Origin of the sequence: Pseudoduganella sp. OTU4001, assembly GCF_038440195.1 — a bacterium.
Taxonomy (GTDB): Bacteria; Pseudomonadota; Gammaproteobacteria; order Burkholderiales; family Burkholderiaceae_D; genus Rugamonas.
In genome coordinates this window covers 1-18,169 of sequence record NZ_JASATG010000052.1, presented here as the reverse complement: position 1 = coordinate 18,169, position 18,169 = coordinate 1, and the positions used below count along the sequence as shown (strand labels likewise).

At 66.7% G+C, this 18,169-nt stretch carries 14 protein-coding genes; 9 read left to right on the top strand and 5 right to left on the bottom strand.

Going from position 1 to position 18,169, the window contains the following annotated elements:
* Positions 1-106 precede the first annotated feature (106 nt).
* Positions 107-1,621: an XrtA system polysaccharide chain length determinant gene (locus AAHE99_RS25685; RefSeq protein WP_342120752.1), complete on the bottom strand. Its 1,515-nt coding sequence runs from the start codon at positions 1,619-1,621 to the stop codon at positions 107-109.
* A gap of 201 nt (positions 1,622-1,822) precedes the next feature.
* Between AAHE99_RS25685 and AAHE99_RS25680 the strand changes: the two genes are divergently transcribed.
* The 9 genes from AAHE99_RS25680 (at position 1,823) to AAHE99_RS25640 (ending at position 9,995) form a co-directional block, all read left to right on the top strand.
* Positions 1,823-2,587 carry a S1 family peptidase gene (locus tag AAHE99_RS25680; RefSeq protein ID WP_342120751.1) on the top strand — a complete coding sequence of 255 codons (765 nt, stop codon included), beginning with the start codon at positions 1,823-1,825 and terminating at the stop codon, positions 2,585-2,587.
* Between the two features lie 72 nt (positions 2,588-2,659).
* Entirely contained in the window at positions 2,660-3,283 is a 624-nt protein-coding gene (locus AAHE99_RS25675; protein ID WP_342120750.1) for an XrtA/PEP-CTERM system exopolysaccharide export protein, read from the top strand.
* A 245-nt stretch (positions 3,284-3,528) separates the two neighbouring features.
* The gene (locus AAHE99_RS25670) at positions 3,529-4,119 is read left to right on the top strand and encodes a hypothetical protein (protein WP_342120749.1); all 591 of its coding nucleotides are present in this window, start codon (positions 3,529-3,531) and stop codon (positions 4,117-4,119) included.
* Positions 4,119-4,352: a hypothetical protein gene (locus tag AAHE99_RS25665; RefSeq protein ID WP_342120748.1), complete on the top strand. Its 234-nt coding sequence runs from the start codon at positions 4,119-4,121 to the stop codon at positions 4,350-4,352. Before AAHE99_RS25670 ends, AAHE99_RS25665 begins: the two co-directional genes overlap by 1 nt.
* Positions 4,346-5,263, top strand: coding sequence for an HprK-related kinase A (locus AAHE99_RS25660; protein WP_342120747.1), 918 nt, complete (start codon positions 4,346-4,348; stop codon positions 5,261-5,263). Before AAHE99_RS25665 ends, AAHE99_RS25660 begins: the two co-directional genes overlap by 7 nt.
* Complete coding sequence (locus AAHE99_RS25655; protein WP_342120745.1) at positions 5,220-6,350, top strand: nucleotidyltransferase family protein; 1,131 nt, start codon at positions 5,220-5,222, stop codon at positions 6,348-6,350. Before AAHE99_RS25660 ends, AAHE99_RS25655 begins: the two co-directional genes overlap by 44 nt.
* 63 nt (positions 6,351-6,413) lie before the next feature.
* On the top strand, positions 6,414-7,247 hold the full coding sequence (locus AAHE99_RS25650; protein ID WP_342120743.1) for a lytic transglycosylase domain-containing protein: 834 nt from the start codon (positions 6,414-6,416) through the stop codon (positions 7,245-7,247).
* A 163-nt stretch (positions 7,248-7,410) separates the two neighbouring features.
* Entirely contained in the window at positions 7,411-8,379 is a 969-nt protein-coding gene (locus tag AAHE99_RS25645) for an EDSAP-1 family PEP-CTERM protein (protein ID WP_342120742.1), read from the top strand.
* 65 nt (positions 8,380-8,444) lie between these two features.
* The gene (locus tag AAHE99_RS25640) at positions 8,445-9,995 is read left to right on the top strand and encodes an FAD-binding oxidoreductase (protein ID WP_342120741.1); all 1,551 of its coding nucleotides are present in this window, start codon (positions 8,445-8,447) and stop codon (positions 9,993-9,995) included.
* Position 9,996: 1 nt separating this feature from the next.
* Here the strand turns inward: AAHE99_RS25640 and AAHE99_RS25635 are convergent, their stop codons facing one another.
* From AAHE99_RS25635 to AAHE99_RS25620, 4 genes are all read right to left on the bottom strand, one after another.
* Positions 9,997-10,761 carry an N-acyl amino acid synthase FeeM domain-containing protein gene (locus AAHE99_RS25635; RefSeq protein WP_342120740.1) on the bottom strand — a complete coding sequence of 255 codons (765 nt, stop codon included), beginning with the start codon at positions 10,759-10,761 and terminating at the stop codon, positions 9,997-9,999.
* Between the two features lie 57 nt (positions 10,762-10,818).
* Positions 10,819-13,575, bottom strand: a complete 2,757-nt coding sequence (gene prsT, locus AAHE99_RS25630; RefSeq protein WP_342120738.1) for an XrtA/PEP-CTERM system TPR-repeat protein PrsT — start codon at positions 13,573-13,575, stop codon at positions 10,819-10,821.
* A 92-nt stretch (positions 13,576-13,667) separates the two neighbouring features.
* Positions 13,668-16,424, bottom strand: a complete 2,757-nt coding sequence (gene prsT / locus AAHE99_RS25625) for an XrtA/PEP-CTERM system TPR-repeat protein PrsT (protein WP_342120737.1) — start codon at positions 16,422-16,424, stop codon at positions 13,668-13,670.
* A gap of 22 nt (positions 16,425-16,446) precedes the next feature.
* The coding region (locus AAHE99_RS25620; RefSeq protein ID WP_342120735.1) for an asparagine synthetase B family protein at positions 16,447-18,169 on the bottom strand (1,723 nt) is incomplete at its 5' end.

Here is an 18,169-nt window from a genome sequence, read left to right as displayed (position 1 = left end):
CGGCGCGGCAGCGGGCGCCGGCGCCGGAGTGCTGGCCTCTTGTCCGAGGCGGTTGGCGGCTTTTTCGATAATGCTCACGTGGTGGACTCCCTGAGTGCCGCGCCGCTCAGCCAGCGCGCAGCATGGTAACGGTGATGACCCCGCCGAACGCAGTAAACAGCGAGGCGACCGCCAGGCCGAAGGCGTACAAGCGGCGGCGGCGCGAAGACTTCTGCTGCTCGGTCCAGTTCATGCCGATACTGCCCAGTATCGGCATGCCGGTCACTTCACGCAGGCTGTGCTGGGTGAGGAAGGTCGGACGGATCTGGCTCATCAGGAACGCCACGCCCAGGCCGGCCAGCATGGCGATCGCGAACACGACCGAATACAAGCGCGGACGGTTCGGGCCGATCGGGCTTTGCGGTACGATCGGCGGATCGATCACGCGGAAGCTCATCATGTCGGTGGCCGAGCTCAGGTCGCCGGACAGCTTGGCCGCTTCGCGGCGCTGCACCAGCTTCTCATAGTTTTCCTTGTTGATGGTGTAATCGCGGTTGAGCTGGGCCAGCTGCGCTTCCACCTCCGGCGCCTGCGTGCTTTGCGAGCGCAGGCGCTCCAGGCGGGTGGCGTACTCGCCGACGCGCGCCTTGAGCGAGGCCACGCGCGCTTCCTCCACCGACAGCGCCACGTTCATTTGCTGCAGCATCGGGCTGTAGCTCAGGCCCGGGTCGCTGCTGCGCGCCAGTTTCTTGGCTTCTTCCTTCTTGCGCTGCTGGAGCGAGGCGATCAGGCGCTTGGCCGCCACGATGTCCGGATGCTCCTCGGTGTATTGCATGCGCAGCGCATCGAGCTGCTTTTCCAGCGCCGAGATACGGCCGTCGATTTCCGGGTTGCTGATGTTTTGCTGCTCGGCCACCGGCGCCATGTCTTCGCCGGCGATCTGGCGCTTGATGGCATTGCGCGCCTGCTCCGCTTCCAGCAATTCCAGGCGCGCCTGGTTCAGTTTGTCGGACAGGTCGCCCAGGTTGGACGAATAATCGCTGCCCTGGCGCGGCAGCATGCCCAGGTGGCGGATCTTGAAGTCCTTCAGGGCGTTTTCGCCGGCCGCCAGGCGCTCCTCGTACATCTTGATCTGGTCGTCGATGAACTGGACCGCCTTCTCCGAATCCTGCTTCTTGCCGCCAAACGAACCCTCGACAAAGATGGTCAGCAGCGACTGCACCACGTCCTTGCCCAGCTTGGGATTCTCGTTGTTGTAGGCGATGGTGTAAATGTCGTCGCGCTCGGTGCCGGTGATCTTGATGGCGCTCATCAGCTCGTCGACCTGGCGCTCGTGCTCCTTGGTGTCCTTGGCCTTGATGTCCAGGTCCACCATGCGCAGTACGCGCTCGACATTGGGACGGCTGATCAGGGTGCGGCGCATGAACATGACCTGCTGTTCCACGTTCGGCGTGGTGGTCATGCCCGACATCAGCGGCTTCAGGATGCTTTGGGTATCGACGTAGACGCGGGCCGAGGCCTGGTAGTCGCTCGGCATGCGGTACACCACGATCCAGCCAATTACCGCCACCAACCAGGTGATGGCCACGGCATACCAGCGGTACTTCCCGATTGCTTTCAGAAAGCTCAACAGCAAGGACATTAATTCTGCCATCTCGATCCTTATCCCTTGTTAGGCAGGTGAACTCCTGCAATGCCTGTTTCTAATATTGCCTAAATAACATCTAATCACTATCATACAGCAGAACGCGCTGGCTGTTACTATTAATTTATGGCTGTTGCGCACTGCTGACGAATAGAATTTAACATTTCCATCACGCAACTTCTGCCCTGCGGAGCGTCTATGTTCAAGCTGATTTCACTCTTCCTGGCCGCCTGCCTGGCCGGCGCCGGCGTGGCGGCCCCGCTGCCGCGCACCATCGCCGCCGTCAAGCCCAGCATCGTCGGCATCGGCACCCAGCACCCGACCAGGAGTCCGGCCATCGTGTTCCATGCCACCGGCTTCGTGGTGGGCGACGGGCTGTCCGTGATCAGCAATGCGCACGCCGTGACCACCCTCGATACCGAGCGCATGGAAACTCTGGGCATCGTCACCGGCAAGGGCGACAAGCTGGAATTCCGCAGCGCCACCGTGGTGGCGATCGACCGTGCGCACGACCTGGTGCACCTGCGCCTGCAGGGCGCGCCGCTGCCGCCGCTGGCCCTGGCCGGCAGCGAGCTGGTAGAGGAAGGACGCGACCTGGCGTTCACCGGCTATCCGCTCGGCATCCAGCTGGGTATGAACCCGGTCACCCACCGCGCCATGCTGTCGGCGCAAACCCCGGCCATCCTGCCGACCCCGACCTCGCGCGGCCTGAACCCGCGCGCGGTGGCGGCCCTGCAGCGCGGCGCCCCGTTCATCCTGTACCAGCTGGACGGCACAGCTTACCCGGCCAATAGCGGCAGCCCCGTGTATGATCCGGAAAACGGCAGCGTGTTGGCGGTCATCAATATGACCCTGCTCAAGGGCACCAAGGAAAGCGCGATCACCGACCCCAGCGGCATCAGTTATGCGATTCCGGTGCGCCACGTGCACGAACTGTTGCAGCAAGGTAGCGGACAGAAATAAAGCAAGGCAAAAAAGCAAGCATCGTGGTATAACAGACAATGCTAAAAAGCAAACAAGGAGAATAATGTGAATATGCAATCCAAGCTTATCCGACTGCTGGCCACTTCTGCTGTTGTGCTCGGCGCACTGGGCTTGGGCGGCTGCGCCGCCACGCGGAGCGGCGCCCCGGCCGATGCCGGCGCCATCCCGCAGACCGATTACCTGATCGGCCCGGGCGACAGCGTCAACATCATCGTCTGGCGCAACCCGGAAGTGTCGCTCTCGGTGCCGGTGCGCCCGGACGGCAAGATCACCACCCCGCTGGTGGAAGACTTGCCCGCCAGCGGCAAGACCTCGACCGAACTGGCGCGCGATATTGAAAAAGCGCTGGGCAAGTTCATCCAGCAACCGGTGGTCACCGTCATCGTGACCGGGTTTACCGGCACCTATGGCGAGCAGATCCGCGTGATCGGCCAGGCCGCCAAGCCGCAGTCGCTGCCTTACCGCCGCGATATGTCGATCCTGGACGTGATGATTGCCGTGGGCGGCGTCACCGAGTTTGCCGCCGGCAACAAGGCCAGCATCATCCGCACCGTCGATGGCAAGCAGCAGCAATTCACCGTGCGCCTGAACGACCTGATCAAGGATGGCGATATTTCCGCCAATGTGCCGATGCGTCCCGGCGACATCCTGGTGATTCCGGAAAGCTTCTTCTGACGCAAGCAAGTTACTACCGGAAAGCTAGTTATTCCCACGGTATTCACTAGTTTCCAGTAAGTGTCGAGAATTCTTACAGTTCAAGATATCATTGCTGGGTAGGGTGCGCGCACCCTGGCCTGGGACTAGCTAACTGGCTGATTTTAAATATGTTTCATGATGGAAGCGAGTGTCGGGAACGATACTTGCTTGTTCATTAAATATGTGGGCGGCCAGCTGCCCTTCCAACTTCGCAAGGACGACAAGTGGTCAACCAACAACAACCTGGCGAGCAACTCGATGCGAAAGGGGCGGCGCGCCGCCGCTTCACCCGTGCCGGCGCCGCTGCCTCCGGTGTCCTGCTGACCTTGCATAGCCAGCCAGGCCTGGCCGGCGGCGTCGCATGCACCACGCCCTCGGGCTTCCAGTCGATCGAGTTCGGTTCGCACAATCCCCGCAACACCACCTGCCTCGGCAGGTCGCCGGGCGGCTGGAAATCCAATCTGAACAAGGCGAACAACAAGCTGATCTGGCCAGTCAACCCGGACAACACCATGTTCAAGCAATGGTTCAGCAATTGCAGCTCGACGTATGCCGGCACCCTGGGCCAGGACACCACCTCGCTGCGCACCGTGCTGAACAGCGGCCCCTCGTTCGACCCGCAGCAGCTCGGCAAGCATTTTGTGGCCGCCTACCTTAACTTCCTGTCGGGCCGCTCGCCGGTGCCGAAGCCGGAAACGCTGGTGGCGATGTGGAACGCCCTGAACAAATACCCTTACACCTATACGCCGACGGCCGGCGCCAAGCCGTGGGATGCCGACCAGGTCAAAGTGTATTTGACCAGCACCTGGGTGTGATGGCGCTACAGTGGCGTATCGTGCCGGGCCAGTCCCTGCGCTGCCGCACCTGGGATAGCCAAAGCGTGCTGTATAACGACGTCTCGGGTGCCACCCACCTGGTGGACGACACCCTGCTCGACTTGCTGCACGCCCTGCGCGACGGCACCCTGACGGCCGAGGACTGGGCCGACCCCGACCTGCAGGACACCCTCGCCAGCCTGGGCAACCTCTACCTGATCGAAACATGCTGACCGTGGCCTCGCTCACGCCCGATGCGCTGCATGCGCGTCTGGCCGGCGCCGGGCTGCGCCTGCGCACCGGCCGATTCGCCATGCGCCTGCAAGCCGACCTGCCCCATGTCACGGCCGCCATCGGCCAGAACTACGGCGACTACCCGCTGCTGGACGACGACGACTTTGCCGAATTCCACCTGCAGCTGGTGCGGCCGCGTTCGCCGCGCCGCTGGCTGCGGCCGCAAGTGCGCCTGTGCAGCTATGGGGTGGAAATGTTCCAGCCGATGCCGGCGCTGCACGCCTACCCCATGCTGGAAGGCGGCATGAACTGGTGCATCTCGACCCGCGCCCACCGCTACCTGATCGTGCACGCGGCCGTGCTGGAGCGCCAGGGCCGCGCCCTCATCCTGCCGGCCCCGCCCGGTTCGGGCAAGAGCACGCTGACCGCCGCCCTGGCGGGGCGCGGCGGCTGGCGCTTGCTGTCGGACGAACTGACCATGCTGGAACTTGACAGCGGCTTGCTGGTGCCCAATCCGCGCCCGATCAGCCTGAAAAATGCGTCGATCGACCTCATCCGCGACTATGTGCCGGAGGCCGTGTTCAGCACCCCGGTGCATGACACCACCAAGGGCACGGTGGCGCATATGCGCGTGCCGGGCGACGCCGTGCGGCGCAGCGACGAAACGGCCACCCCGGCCTGGATTGTGTTTCCGCAATACGCGGCCGGCGCCCGCACGGTGCTGGAGCCGCTGGCGCGCGCCAGCACCTTCATGGAGCTGGCGACCAACAGCTTCAATTACAGCGTGCTGGGGGCGGCCGGCTTTGATGCGCTGGGCCGCCTGATCGACGCCACCGCCGGCTTCCGCTTCCGCTATAGTGCGCTGGATGAAGCCCTGGACACTTTCGCCCGCCTCGATGCCGCCTGCTGAATTGCCCCTGCTGCTGCACATCCTGCGCACCCCGCAGCAAGCGGCCAGCCTGTCGCCCGCGGCATGGGACACGCTGCTGCGCCAGGCCGAGTCCAGCCTCCTCAGCGCCACCCTGCACTACTGGCTCGAGCAGCACGGGCAGCTGGCGCACGCGCTGCCGCAAGCGCGCGAGCAATTGGCCTGGGCCGCCGTCCAGGCGCGCCGCCATGCGCAAGCAGCCTACTGGGAAATCCGCCTGATCGGCAAGGAACTGGGCGGGCTCGGCCTGCCGCTGCTGCTGCTCAAAGGCGGCGCCTACGCGGCGGCCGGCCTGCCGCCCGCCGCCGGCCGCCTGTTCGCCGACATCGACGTGCTGGTGCCGGAGGACAGCCTGCCCGAGGTGGAGGCCGCGCTGATGCTGCATGGCTGGTCGGGCGCCAAGCTCGACCCCTACGACCAGCGCTACTACCGGGAATGGATGCACGAGCTGCCGCCGATGACCCATGTGCGGCGCCAGACCAGCATCGACGTGCACCACACCATCCTGCCGCGCACCGCCGCCCAGCGCCCCGATCCGCGCCTGCTGCGCGCGGCCGCGCGCCCGCTGGCCGAGCCGCCCGGCGCCGCCATCCTGGCGCCGGCCGACATGGTGCTGCACAGCGCCACCCACCTGTTCGCGGACGGCGAATTCGACAAGGGCTTGCGCGACCTGTGGGACCTGCACCGCCTGCTGACGCATTTCGGCGCGCACGAGCCTGGTTTCTGGGAAGCCCTGCCGGCGCGCGCGCGCCAGCTGGAACTGCAACGCTTCATGTTCTATGGCTTGCGCTACAGCGTCGCCCTGTTCGGCACGCCGGTGCCGCCGGCCACCCGGGCCGCCATGGCCGCCGCCGGCCCCAACCCGCTGCTGCTGGCCGTGATGGATGGCCTGTTCACGCGCGCGCTGATGCCGCGCCATCCAAGCTGCCGCCGCGCACTGGCGAAGCTGGCCGACTTCCTGCTGTACGTGCGCGGCAACTGGCTGCGCATGCCGCCGCTCAGGCTGGCGCGCCACCTGTTCCACAAGGCATTTTTGACGCCGAAAAACCCGCAGCAATCGGGCGCATAACGGCAGCAACTGCCAGCCTTGCCCCGCTACAATGGCCGGGTCAACGCAACGCTCGGGACCAGCATGCGCTTCCTTGCTGCCCTGGCGGCCAGCCTGCTGGCGCAGCCGGCCGGCGCGCAGAATGCCGCCACCCTGTTCGACCAGGCCCAGCGCCTGGAGCACGGCGAAGGCGTGGTCCAGGACATGGGCCAGGCCGCCGCGCTGTACTGCCGCGCCGCCCGTCTTGGCGCGGCCGACTCGCAATACGCCCTGGGTTGGATGTATGCCAACGGACGCGGCGTGGCGCGCGACGATGGCGCCGCCTGGCGCCTGTTTGCCCTGGCCTCGGAACAGGGCCATGCGGCCGGTGCGCGCATGCTGCAGCTGTTGCCGGCCGCGCCGGGCGCCAGCCTGCCCGCCTGCATGGCGCCGGAACCGGCCTTGCAACTGGAGGGCGACAGCGCCGCGCCGGACTATGGCGCGGTACCGCGCCGGCTACGCAGCCTGATTGAACAGCTGGCGCCGCAGTACAGCGTGGAACCGGCGCTGGCGCTGGCCGTGATCGCCGTGGAATCGGGCTTCAACCAGGATGCCGTCTCGCCCAAAAATGCGCGCGGCCTGATGCAGCTGATCCCGGCCACGGCGCAGCGTTTTTGCGTGCAGGACGTGTTCAATGCCGAACAGAACCTGCGCGGCGGCCTGGCCTACCTGCGCTGGCTGCTGGCGCGCTTTGAGGGCGATGTGACGCTGGCGACCGCGGCCTACAATGCCGGCGAGCAGGCGGTGGCGCAATACGGCGGCGTGCCGCCGTTTGCCGAAACGCGCGCCTATGTGCGCCGCATCGCCCAGCTATATGGCAAGCCGAGCCACCCGTTCCAGGCCGGCGCGCGCGCCTCCTGCCGCTGGCCCGGCGGCTAGCCGATCGCCAGTACCTGTCGAAAATCTTTACAGGTTTGTTATCACGGAATAAATCAATAATGCTAAGTCATTGATTTTGCGGGAATTTCGAAAGCTGGCACGCCAGTTGCTTAGTAACCATGCATCCTGACCCAATCTTGAATAAAAACACTGGAGTGGAACGATGAAAATTAAGCACTTACTGGTCGCTGCCGCGATCTCCGCCCTGGGCGCCGCCCCAGCCTTCGCAGGCGTGGCCGGCATGGCCGACCTGTCGATTTCGCAGCTGCTGGTGGTCGATGGCACGACCCACCAGTTCAATCCAGCCGCCCTGCAGATCACCCTGCTGAGCGACAGCCGCACCGGCACCGCCAACTCGAACTTCAACGGCATCGAAGGTAGCGGCCTCGGCGCTGGCTCGCTGACCGACAACAAGCTGTTCCCGAATGCGGGCTCGGCGGCTGTGGACGTCAAATACCGCTGCGCCGGCCCCAGCTGCGGCGGCATCAACGGCATTTACGGCGGTTCGGCGGAAAACAACACCGCCGCCAACTTCATGACCAATGTCGGCGATTTCGCGCTGGGCGACATGAACAATACTGGTAACGCCCTGGCCGGCGGCGCCAGCGGCCTGACCCGTGCCGACGCCTCGATCAATACCGGCGGCACCCAAGGCGGCGCCAACGCCACCATCCACAACGGCGTGTCGGCCCGCGCCGACTTCCAGGTGCTGGCCAACGTCAACCTGGCCCTGGCCCTGACCTACGACACCTTCGTACGCGTGTTCGTCGATCCGCTGCTGCCGGCCGGCACCACCGGCGTCGCCACGGCCGGCGTGACCTGGAGCCTGACCCTGCGCGACACCACCGCCAACTGCGCCGCCCTGCCTACCGGTTGCACCACCACCCTGACCTGGTCGCCGGACGAGCTGAACAGCAGCCTGGTCTCGACCAAGGGTTCGGAGAACGCCGTGTTCGACAGCTTCGGCACCATCTTCTCCGATTCGCGCACCCTGTACGCTGGCCACACCTACAGTATCGGTATCGACCAGGCTTCGAACTCGACCGTGACCCAGGTACCGGAACCGGGCTCGCTGCTGCTGCTGGGCGTCGGCCTGGCTGCCCTGGCTGCCCGCCGCCGCCGTCAAGCCTGAGCTTGACGCGCTGGTCCTGACCCCGCCCCTGGCTGCTGACGCAGCCGGGGGCTTTTGCCATTTATATGCGTCCCGCTCTCCAGGCTGAAACCAGCAACCTGACCGGCGTCGCCCGCGCCGCCGGCTGCGTCCTGTATCCGCGCTCGACGCGCCAGGTGCGCAATATCGTGCGGCGCGCCAACCGGCGCGGACTGACCATCTATGTCGTGTCCACTGGCCTGAACTATGGCTATGGCGGCCGCTCGCCGCCGCGCGACACCGATATCCTGCTCGACCTGAGCCGCATGCGGCGCATCCTCAACGCCGGCGCGATCAGCGCCGCCAACCCGGTGGCGCTGATCGAGCCGGGCGTCACCCAGCAGGACCTGTACGAGCATTTGCAGCAGCACGCGCCGGAACTGACCTTCAATGTCACCGGCTCGGCGCGCGCCACCAGCATCCTCGGCAATGCGCTGGACCGCGGCGTCGGCTACTTCGGCGCGCGCAAGGAAGACGTGTTCGGGCTGGAAGTGGTGACCGGCAAGGGCGACGTGATTTATACCGGTTTCCGCCGCCTGGGCGAGGCGTCGCCGCTGGCGCACACCCACCCGTATGGCCTGGGCCCGATGCTGGACGGCCTGTTTTTCCAGAGCAACCTCGGCATTGTCACCAGCGCCTGCTTCCGCCTGCTGCCGCGCCGCCCCAAGGCGGTCGCCGTGTCGCTGGCGCTGCGCGAGGCCGGCCGGCTGGACGAATTCATCGATGTGCTGGCGGCCCTCAAGCGCGAGGGCATCATGGACAGCGTGACCCATATCGCCAACCGCGCGCGCAGCCAGGCCAGCCTGGAATACGGCATCCACACCTACCTGCAGCAGGAGTGCGGCCTGGCGCCGGACGCCGCCGCGCGCGAAAGCGGGCGCGCGCTGGCCATGGCGACCCAGGGCGAATGGACCAGCCTGGGCGCGCTGACCGGCAGCGGCGCCGGACTGCGCGCCGCGCTGGCCGAAGTGCGCCAGCGCATCGGCCACCTGGCGCGGGTGCGCGTGATCACCCACCAGCGCCTGGACCTGGCCTACCGCGTGCTGCATGCGCTGCGCATGCTGCCGCCGGCGCGCGCGCTGGCCGCCGCCATCGCCGCCATCCGCCCGCTGCACGTGCTGGCCCTGGGCCAGCCGACCGACGCCGCGGTCGACAACCTGCTCTGGAAGTTCGGCGCCAGCGGCCGCGCGGCCAGCGAACTGGACCAGACGAACTGCGGCCTGCTGTTCATCAACCCGGCCCTGCCGATGGACGGCGCCACGGTGGCGCGCGTGATGCGGCGCATGGAGCGCTGGGCCAAACGCAAGGGTTTGCCGCTCTACATCACGATCAATATCGAAAGCGCCACCTCGCTGGTGGCGGTGATCAATGTGCTGTTCGACCGCAGCGCGCCGCAGCAGGTGCAGCAGGCCCATGACCTCAGCGGCATCCTGCACCGCGTGCTGCACAAGGAAAAGCTGGAAGTGTACCGGGCGCGCGCCGACATGATGGCGCAAGTGACCAGCGCTGCCGACCCGTTCTGGCAGGCGGTGCGGGAACTGAAGCACAGCCTCGACCCGGGCCGGGTGCTGGCGCCGGGCCGCTACAACCTCGATTAGCTCAGCTGGTTTTGAGGCGGTTGATGATGCCCTCTTCCTCGCGCGCCGAGAAGAAATAGGGGTACAGCGAGCGCCCCGCCTGCGGGTGGTCGCTGGTGCCGCCGTGGCGGCGGATATGTTCCGCCATATCGTCCAGCCGGATCGACAGCAGGCAGGCCGGCGCCTTGACGCGCGGGTTTTCGCGCACGCTCGACATGCGCTGGAAGCCCAGCATATGTTCGTAGTAGCGGCGGTGGCGCGGGTTGACTTCGATGAAGGCGTGGGTGCAGCGGTGGATGTGGTAGCCGTAAATGAACAGGGTGTGGAACAGCGCCGCCAGCGCCATCTGCGAGCGCACGCCGGTATCGACTGCCAGCTTGGTGATTTCGCACACCTTGGCGCCCTGCTGGCGCAAGGGGTCGATCTGGTCCTTGAACACTTCATCGGCCAGGATGCCCAGCTCGGAATCGATGCCCAGGGTCACCGTGCCATAAATACCGTTCTGGTGTGAGGCGGCCAGCGTGATGCGGTTCGGGTGCGCTTCGACCCGTGAGGCGGTCAAATAACCACGCCAGGCATACATTTTTTGGATAAGCACGCTGGCACTGTTGCGCCCTTCATCAGTGTCGGCCAGCCGGATGCCGTAAGTCTTCATATCGATGGTTTCATCCCTGATATTGTCGCCAGGCTCGGGCTCACTGACGGCCAGCTCGCTTCTGAAGCGTGCCGGTTCCTCGTGCGCCGTGCCTGCATATTGGGCTTCTGCCCGTTCCAATATTGGTGCCATCGCCACGTTCCTTCCGTAATCTAGCTACCGGTCATTCATCCGTGCAATAGCGTCTGCCTAGAGCTGTTGCAACAGCTTGCGTGCATCATCGGCCTGGGGAAAGGCCTTGTTGCTCGCCAGCAAGTGTTCCAACTCTTTGCGCGCGGCGGACTTTTGGTTCGCCCGCGCCAGTGCAGCCGCTAAATGATACCGAATCTCTGTTGAGTCAGGCTGTACGGTTGCCGCCTGTTTCAAAATTTCCAAGCCACGCGGCACTTGTCCCTGCTCCACCAGCAGCCAGCCGAAGGTGTCGAGCACCACCGGATCTTTGGAGGCCGCTTGATACGCGTGTTCTGCCGTGGCTAATGCACGGCTATCGCCTGCCTTGTAGTAGGCCCAGGCTAAGTTGTTCAGCAAAATGGGATTGCCGGCCTTCTTCTTGAGTATCTGTTCAAACTCAGCAATTGCCAATTGGTATTTTTTATCGGCAATATATAGTTCACCCAAATATGTTGCCGTCGCGGCATCGTCGGGGTGGCCGGCATTCCATTTCTGCATGCGGCGCAGCGCTTCGTCGAGGCGGCCGGCGCGCTGCTGGGCCAGCGCCGCGCGCATCGCCACCGCCCCGCCGCCGCCCTTGCCGAGCGCCTTGTCGAAGGCGGCGGCGGCCTGTTCCGGACGCTGCGCCACCAGCAGGATTTCGCCTTCCATCAGGATGCCGTCCAGTTCAGCATCGCCCTGCTTTTGCTGCTGCAGGCGGCGCGCCGCCTCCAGCGCGCGCTGCAGCTTGCCATTGCCCATCTCCAGCGCGATCAGCGCCGCCACGGCGCGCCGGTTGGCCGGTTCCAGCGCCAGCGCCGCGTGCAGCGATTCGGCCGCCGGCCCCGGCTGCTTCAGCAAATCCTGGGCCTGGGCCTGCAACAGCCAGGCTTCGGCCGACTTCGGCTGCAGCGCCACCAGCTTGGCATAGCTTTCCAGCGCCGCGCCGGCGTCCTTGTTTTTCACTTGCGCGTCGCCCAGCAGCTTGACCACGCGCGGCTCGCTGGCGTGCAGGGTGTACAGCTTGCGGGCGCGCAGCAAGGCCGCCGCCGGCTGCAGCTCCAGCTCCAGCTCCAGCGTGCGCAGCGCGATATCGAGGTTGCGCGGCGCCGCCGCGCTGGCCTGTTCCAGCCACTTGAACGCGGCGGCCGGCTGGCGCGCCGCCAGGTCCAGGTCGGCCAGCGCCAGCAGCGGCGCCACATTGCCGGGGTTTTTCGCCAGGAATTGCTGGTAGCGGGCGCGCGCCGCATCGGTCTTGCCCTCGCGCAGGTCCAGCCGCGCCAGGTTGCTGACCGGGGCAAAGAAGTCGGCCTTCAGCGCCGCCGCCCTGGCATAGGCCTGGCGCGCCGGCTCCCACTGTTCGCCGGCCGAATACAGGTAGCCCGACATATTGTGCAGCTCGGAGCGCTCCGGGTGGCGCTTCAGCAAGCCATCCATCACGCTGCGCGCCTGCTCCGGGTGACCGGTGCGCAATTCCGTCATGGCCAGCACCACATGCGGGGCCGGCACGCCCGGCGCCAGTTCGGCGGCCTTGCGCAGCGCCGCCAGGCCGGCCTTGGTGTCGCCCTGGCGCATGCGCTCGATGCCCAGCGCCTGGTGCAGCGTAAAGGCGTCCGGTTCCAGCTTGAGCGCCTGCTGCTGGTAGCAGTCGGCCGCCGCCGCATGGTCGCCGCTGTCGCCCAGCGCACGGCAGGCGACCCGCACTTCGCCGATGTCCTGGCTGTCGCGCCACACCGGGCCCAGCACGGACAGGCCGTCGCGCGGCCGCCCGCTTTCCACATACACCGTGGCCAGCAGCTTGCGCGCCACCCGGTCCTGCGGCACCTGGCTGCGGTACTTCAGCAAATGCTGTTCGGCCTGCGGGAAATCGCCCAGCATGGTTTGCACCGCGCCGGCCAGCAGCAGGCTCGGCGTATGCTCGGGCACGTCTTTCAGTAATTGCAGTACCGCTTCGCGCGCCTCGGGGAACTGGTTCTGCTTGAAGTGCCATTGCGCCAGCACATGGTAGTACAGCAGGTTGCCGGGCGCCGCCTTGTGCAGCGCTTCCAGGTCGGCGCGCGCGGCGGCAAACTTGTTTTCCCCGATATTCAGGATGGCGCGCTGCAGATGGCCGGCGCCGCTGCCCGGGTCCAGCGCCACCACCTTGTCGTAGTCGCGCCGCGCGGCCTCCGGCTTTTCCATCAGGCGCGCCACGTCGCCGCGCAGCAGCAGCGAGCGCACGTCGCCGGCGTTGCCGCCGATGGCCTGGTCGAGGTAGTGGCCGGCGCCGGCCGTGTCGCGTTTGGCCAGCGCGTGGCGCGCCATGCCGTACAGGGCGTCGTTGTTGCCGGGCTGCAGCTGCAGCGCCGTGCTGAGGACCTGCTGCGCTTCATCCAGCTTGCGCTGCGCCAGCAGGGCTTCGCCGCGCACCGCCAGCAGGTCGGCATCGCGGCTGTCGGCCTTGCCCAGCGCCAGCACATCCTTGAATTTATTCTGCAGCAGCAGGGCGCGGCCCAGCAGCGGCAGCAAGGCCGGGTCGTCGCGCAGCGCCTGGGCGCGCCGCAATTCCTTTTCGGCCGACGCGCCATCGCCCAGGCGCAGGTGGACCTGGGCCAGTTCGCGCCGCAGTGCGGCATCGTCGGGGCGCTGCTGCGCCGCATTTTTCAGCTGGATCAGGGCCGCCGCAAAATCGCCCTTGGCCACATACTGGCGCGCATCGGCCAGTAACTGCTCAGGGCTGTTGCGCCAGGAACAGGCCGGCAACCCGGCGGCCACCACCGCTGCCAGCGCCACTGCCACTACTCGCTTGCCTTGCATTGAAATCCCCTTCCATTATTGCAATACAGATAATATACCGGAAATATATTTTATGCATCGTTCTGGGCATTTTTGCAACGCTTGCAAGGTAATTACTCGAGCTGGCGCAGCAGCGCGCGCGCCGCCTCCTCATGGCTGAACGGGGCATTTGCCAGCGCCGCCTGGACTTCCTTGCGCGCCTGCGCCTTGTCGCCCTGCTTATGCAGCGAGGCGGCGTAGTGGTAGCGGATGTCGCCCGCCTTGGGCGCCAGTTCGCTGGCCTTGCGCAGCAGCGGCACGGCGCGCGCCGGCTGGTCCTGCTCCAGCAGGATCCAGCCCAGGGTGTCCAGGATCGACGGGTTGTCGCCCGCCAGCTTGTAGGCTTTTTCCGCCGTGGCCAGGGCGCGCTTGTCTTTTTCCTGCTGGTAGGTCCAGGCCAGGTTGTTCAGCGCCGCCACATTGTCCGGCAGCTTGGCCAGCACGCTTTCCAGCTGGCCGATGGCGGCCTTGTATTGCTTGGCTGCGATACTCTGCTCGGCCGCGTAGAGCAAGCCCAGCGGTTCGTTCGGGTGCGCCTGGCGCCAGCTGGCAATCTGGGCGTCGGCTTCGCCGGCCCGGTTGGCGGCGCGCAGGGCGCCGGTCAGCTTGAACAGCAGTTCCGGGCGCTGGCTCAGGGTAAACGCTTGCTGCAGCGGCGCGACCGCCGGCGCCGGTTTGCCGGAGCGCAGCAACAGCTCGCCTTCCAGCAGGAAGCCGGCCACCTGCTTGGGCTGGGATTTCTGCAGTGCGCGCGCAATCGCCAGGGCCTCGTCCGGTTTGCCCTGCAGCACGGCCAGGTCGGCCTGCATCAGGTGGGCCGGCACATAGCCCGGTTCCAGCGCCAGCGCTTTTTTCACATTGGCCTGGGCCGCCGCGCCATCCTTTTTTTGCAGGTGGACGCCGGCCAGGTACAGCTGCGGCTGCGCCGCCTTGGGCGCGGCCGCCGCCAGCTTGCTGAAGGTTTCATAGGCGCCGTCGACATCCGAACTCATCATTTGGGCGCGGCCCATCAGTTCCAGCGCCACCGGCTCCGACGGATGCGCGACCTGCGCCTTGCGCAGCACCTCGACCGCCTTGGGCGCCTGGCGCGTCTGCAGGTAGTGGCCAGCCAGGCGCAGCGATGGCGCCAGCGCGGCGCCATCGACCGCGACCGCTTTCTGCAGCCACTGCTCCGCTTCTTCAGGCTTGCCGGCGCGCAGGCCGAGCTGGGCCAGCGCCGTCATGGCGGCCACATTGCCCTTGTCCTTGTCCAGCAGCTTCAGCAGGTGGGCACGCGCCGCCTCGGGCTTGTTTTCCACCAGTTCCAGCTGCGCCAGGTTGACCACCACGCCGTAGGTGGCCGGCGCCAGTTCGACCGCCTTGGCGAACGCCGCACGCGCTGCCGCATTGTCGCGCTTGGCCAGCAGCACATGGCCGCGCAGGATGTGCAGCTCAGGCTCCTTGCCATGCTTGGCGTCCTGCTTGGCCAGCACGGCCAGCGCCTGGTCCGGGCTGCCGGTGGCCAGGCGGGCCCGCGCCAGCACCAGGGCCGCCGCCAGCGAATCGGGCTCCACTTCGAGCGCCTTCTCCAGCATGGCCAGGCCCTTCTCGCGCTCGCCCTGCGCCAGGCGCGCGCCGCCCAGTGCGCTATAGGTGGCGGCGCGCTTCGGGTTGAGCGCAATGGCCTGTTCCAGCAGGCCGACCGCCGGGCCCGGCTCGCGCAGCATCAGATTGGCCTGGGCCGCCAGTTCCAGCAGGCCGGCGTCGCTGGTCTTTTCCTTCAGCACCGGCGCCAGGACTTGCAGCGCTTCGGCCGGGTTGTTGCCGCGCAGCAGGGTCGCGGCCAGCAGCTTGCGCGCAAACGGATGGCCGGGCTGGCTTTCCAGCACGCTGCGCAGCTTGGCTTCGGCCTGCTTCATATTGCCGAGCTGGAAGTCCACCGCGCCCGACAGCAGCTTGCCGGGGCCGTGTTCGGGCGCCAGCTTGGCCAGCCCTTGCAGGGTGTCGCGTGCGGCCGTGTATTTGCCGCGCGAATAATCGAGCAGGGCCTGGGTGTACAGGGTGGCCAGGCCGCGCGGCGCCGACTTTTTGGCCGCGTTGATGGCGGCCTGCGCCGTGTCATATTTGCCCGCCACGATGTCGAGGTAGGCGCTTTCCAGGTTGGCGCTGCTATTGGTCGGGTCCAGCTTGATCACTTCGGCGAAGGCGGCGCGCGCCTCCTCCGGCTTTTGCTGGGCGCGCAGCAGTTCGCCCTTGAAGTTCAGAGCCGCGATATTGCTGCCATCCTTGGCGATCGCCTCGTCGGCCAGCGCGCGCGCGCCGTCCAGGTCGTTGCCGATGGCGGCCAGGCGCGCCATGCCGGTCAGCGCATCGGCGCTATTGGGCTCGGCCTGCAGCGCGCCCTGGAATTCCTTCTTGGCCTCTTCCAGCTTGCGCAAGCCGATCATGGCTTCGCCGCGCAGCGCCATCATGGCGGCGCTGCCCTGGAAGCCTTCGCTCTCGTCGAGCACCTTCTGGAACTGGCCCATGCGCAGCAGCGCTTCGGCCAGCACCAGCTCGCTCTCCTGCGGCTTGTACTTGAGCTCGACCGCGCGGCGCGCTTCCTTTTCGGCCGAGACCGGGTCGCTCAGCTGCAGCGCCAGGCGCGCCAGCTGCAGGCGCGCTTCGCCATTGTCGGGCGCCATGGCCAGCGCGTTTTTCAGCTGGATCTGGGCGCCCTTGCGGTCGCCCTTCTGCTGCAGTTGCTTGGCCTCGGCCAGCAGGCTTTCCGGAGTGTCGGATTTGCAGCCTGCCAGCAGCGCGCTGGCGGCCAGGGTGGCGGCCAGCGCCAGCCGGCTTACACGATGTGCCATAGTATCCCTCTAGTTTTAGTGGTCAGACGGTGCGGTGCTGGCGGAACCACTGCTCCAACATCATCAGCACCCAGACCATGGTGCCGTGGTAGCCCGCGTGTTCTTTCAGGTGCTGGCCAACCAGCTGCTCGATGAAGTCGCCGCGCACCACGCCGCGCTGCTTCAAGTCGCTCAAGCTGTCGGCGGCCAGCTGCTGCAGCGTGCGGTGCTCCTGCAGCCAGACACCGAACGGCAGGCCAAAGCCATGCTTCTGCTTGCTGATGATGGCGTCCGGCAGGAAGCCGCGCAGCGCTTCCTTGAAGAACCAGCGCAGCTGGGTGCCGTTCAGCTTCTGCTGCGGCGTCAGGCCGGCCGAAAACGCCACCATGCGGTCGCTCAGGAAGGGGAACGCCACTTCGACCCCGGCCAGTTCGCACGCTTTCATGACCTTCGGCAAATCATTGTCAGCCAGGGTGATCTGCAAGTCCAGCGCCAGCATGCGGTTGATCAGGGAACGCGCTTCGCTGCGGCCGTAATTGCGCTCCAGGGTGGCGATCGGGTGGCCGATGTCGGCCGCCGCCAGGAACTCGTCGGTAAACACTTGCTGCGGGCCGTAGCGCCCCAGCAAGTTGTAGGTTTCCAGGCGCGCCGGCATGCCGACCGAGGCCTGTTCGATATAGCTGCGCGCCTTGCGCAGCAGGCGCACCTGGGCGCCGCCCGGGAAGTGGAACACGGCCGGTTCCAGCAAACCCTTGCGCAGCAGGCGCGGCACCCGTTCGTACAGCTCGAACACTTGCTGCTTGGCGTAGCGTTCGTTGCCGCCGAACAGCTCATCGCCGCCGTCGCCGCCGAACATGCGCTCGATGCCGTCGGATTGCGCCATGCGCGCGCAGTAGTAGGCCGGCACCGCCGAGGCGTTGCCGAAGGGCTGGTCGAACGCGGCCGCCACCTGCGGGATGGCAGTGGCCACATCGTCCGGCGTCACATAGTACTCGTGGTGTTTGGTGCCGAAATGGCGCGAGGCGATGCGCGCGTATTCCATTTCGTCGTAGCCCTGCGCTTCGAAGCCGATCGAATAGGTGTCGGCCGCCACGCCGCCGACCTGGGTCAGCATGCCGGCAATGGTGGAGCTGTCAGTGCCGCCGGACAGGAAGGCGCCCACCTTGCGGCCGCCGGCCGCTTCCTGCACGCTGTGGCGCAGCACGGCCAGGAATTCTTCCTTGAGCTCGCCGAACGAGCGCTGGCCGTCTTCGTCGAAATGCATGCGCCAGTAGGCGTGCTGCTCGACGCGGCCCTGGCGGTAGTGCAGGTAGTGGCCGGGCAGCAGCCGCTGCTGGCCCTGGTACACGGTGCCCGGCGCCGGGATCATGTGGAAATACACGTAGTTGTACACACCCTGGTGGTCCAGCACGGCCGGCGTCAGCGGGTGCTGGCGCAGGGCGTCGGCCGAACTGGCGAACACCAGGCTTTCGCCGGCCAGCTGCCAGCTCAGCGGCTGCACGCCCATGCGGTCGGTGGCCAGCAGCGCTTCGCCGCTGCGTTCATCAAGGATGGCCAGGGTGAAGCAGCCGTGCAGCTGGGCGCAGGTGCGCTGCGGGCCCTGGGCCCACAGGGTGGCGACGGTGGCCGCCACGCCCTGGGCCGCGGCTTGCGCCGCCAGCGCCGGGTCGTCCAGGCGCGGCTGGCCCCACAGCGCCACCAGCAGGCCGTCGCGCTGGTAGAGCTCGGCAGCGCCGGCGCGGGCCCGCCCCGGGGCGCCCCCGCGC

Bases quoted from the DNA above. Each gene is read 5' to 3' on its own strand.
- AAHE99_RS25640 (WP_342120741.1), top strand. From the start codon at position 8,445: ATGCGTCCCGCTCTCCAGGCTGAAACCAGCAACCTGACCGGCGTCGCC.
- AAHE99_RS25675 (WP_342120750.1), top strand. From the start codon at position 2,660: ATGCAATCCAAGCTTATCCGACTGCTGGCCACTTCTGCTGTTGTGCTC.
- AAHE99_RS25665 (WP_342120748.1), top strand. From the start codon at position 4,119: ATGGCGCTACAGTGGCGTATCGTGCCGGGCCAGTCCCTGCGCTGCCGC.
- AAHE99_RS25660 (WP_342120747.1), top strand. From the start codon at position 4,346: ATGCTGACCGTGGCCTCGCTCACGCCCGATGCGCTGCATGCGCGTCTG.
- AAHE99_RS25635 (WP_342120740.1), bottom strand. From the start codon at position 10,761: ATGGCACCAATATTGGAACGGGCAGAAGCCCAATATGCAGGCACGGCG.
- AAHE99_RS25685 (WP_342120752.1), bottom strand. From the start codon at position 1,621: ATGTCCTTGCTGTTGAGCTTTCTGAAAGCAATCGGGAAGTACCGCTGG.
- AAHE99_RS25680 (WP_342120751.1), top strand. From the start codon at position 1,823: ATGTTCAAGCTGATTTCACTCTTCCTGGCCGCCTGCCTGGCCGGCGCC.
- AAHE99_RS25645 (WP_342120742.1), top strand. From the start codon at position 7,411: ATGAAAATTAAGCACTTACTGGTCGCTGCCGCGATCTCCGCCCTGGGC.
- prsT (WP_342120738.1), bottom strand. From the start codon at position 13,575: ATGCAAGGCAAGCGAGTAGTGGCAGTGGCGCTGGCAGCGGTGGTGGCC.
- prsT (WP_342120737.1), bottom strand. From the start codon at position 16,424: ATGGCACATCGTGTAAGCCGGCTGGCGCTGGCCGCCACCCTGGCCGCC.
- AAHE99_RS25650 (WP_342120743.1), top strand. From the start codon at position 6,414: ATGCGCTTCCTTGCTGCCCTGGCGGCCAGCCTGCTGGCGCAGCCGGCC.
- AAHE99_RS25655 (WP_342120745.1), top strand. From the start codon at position 5,220: ATGAAGCCCTGGACACTTTCGCCCGCCTCGATGCCGCCTGCTGAATTG.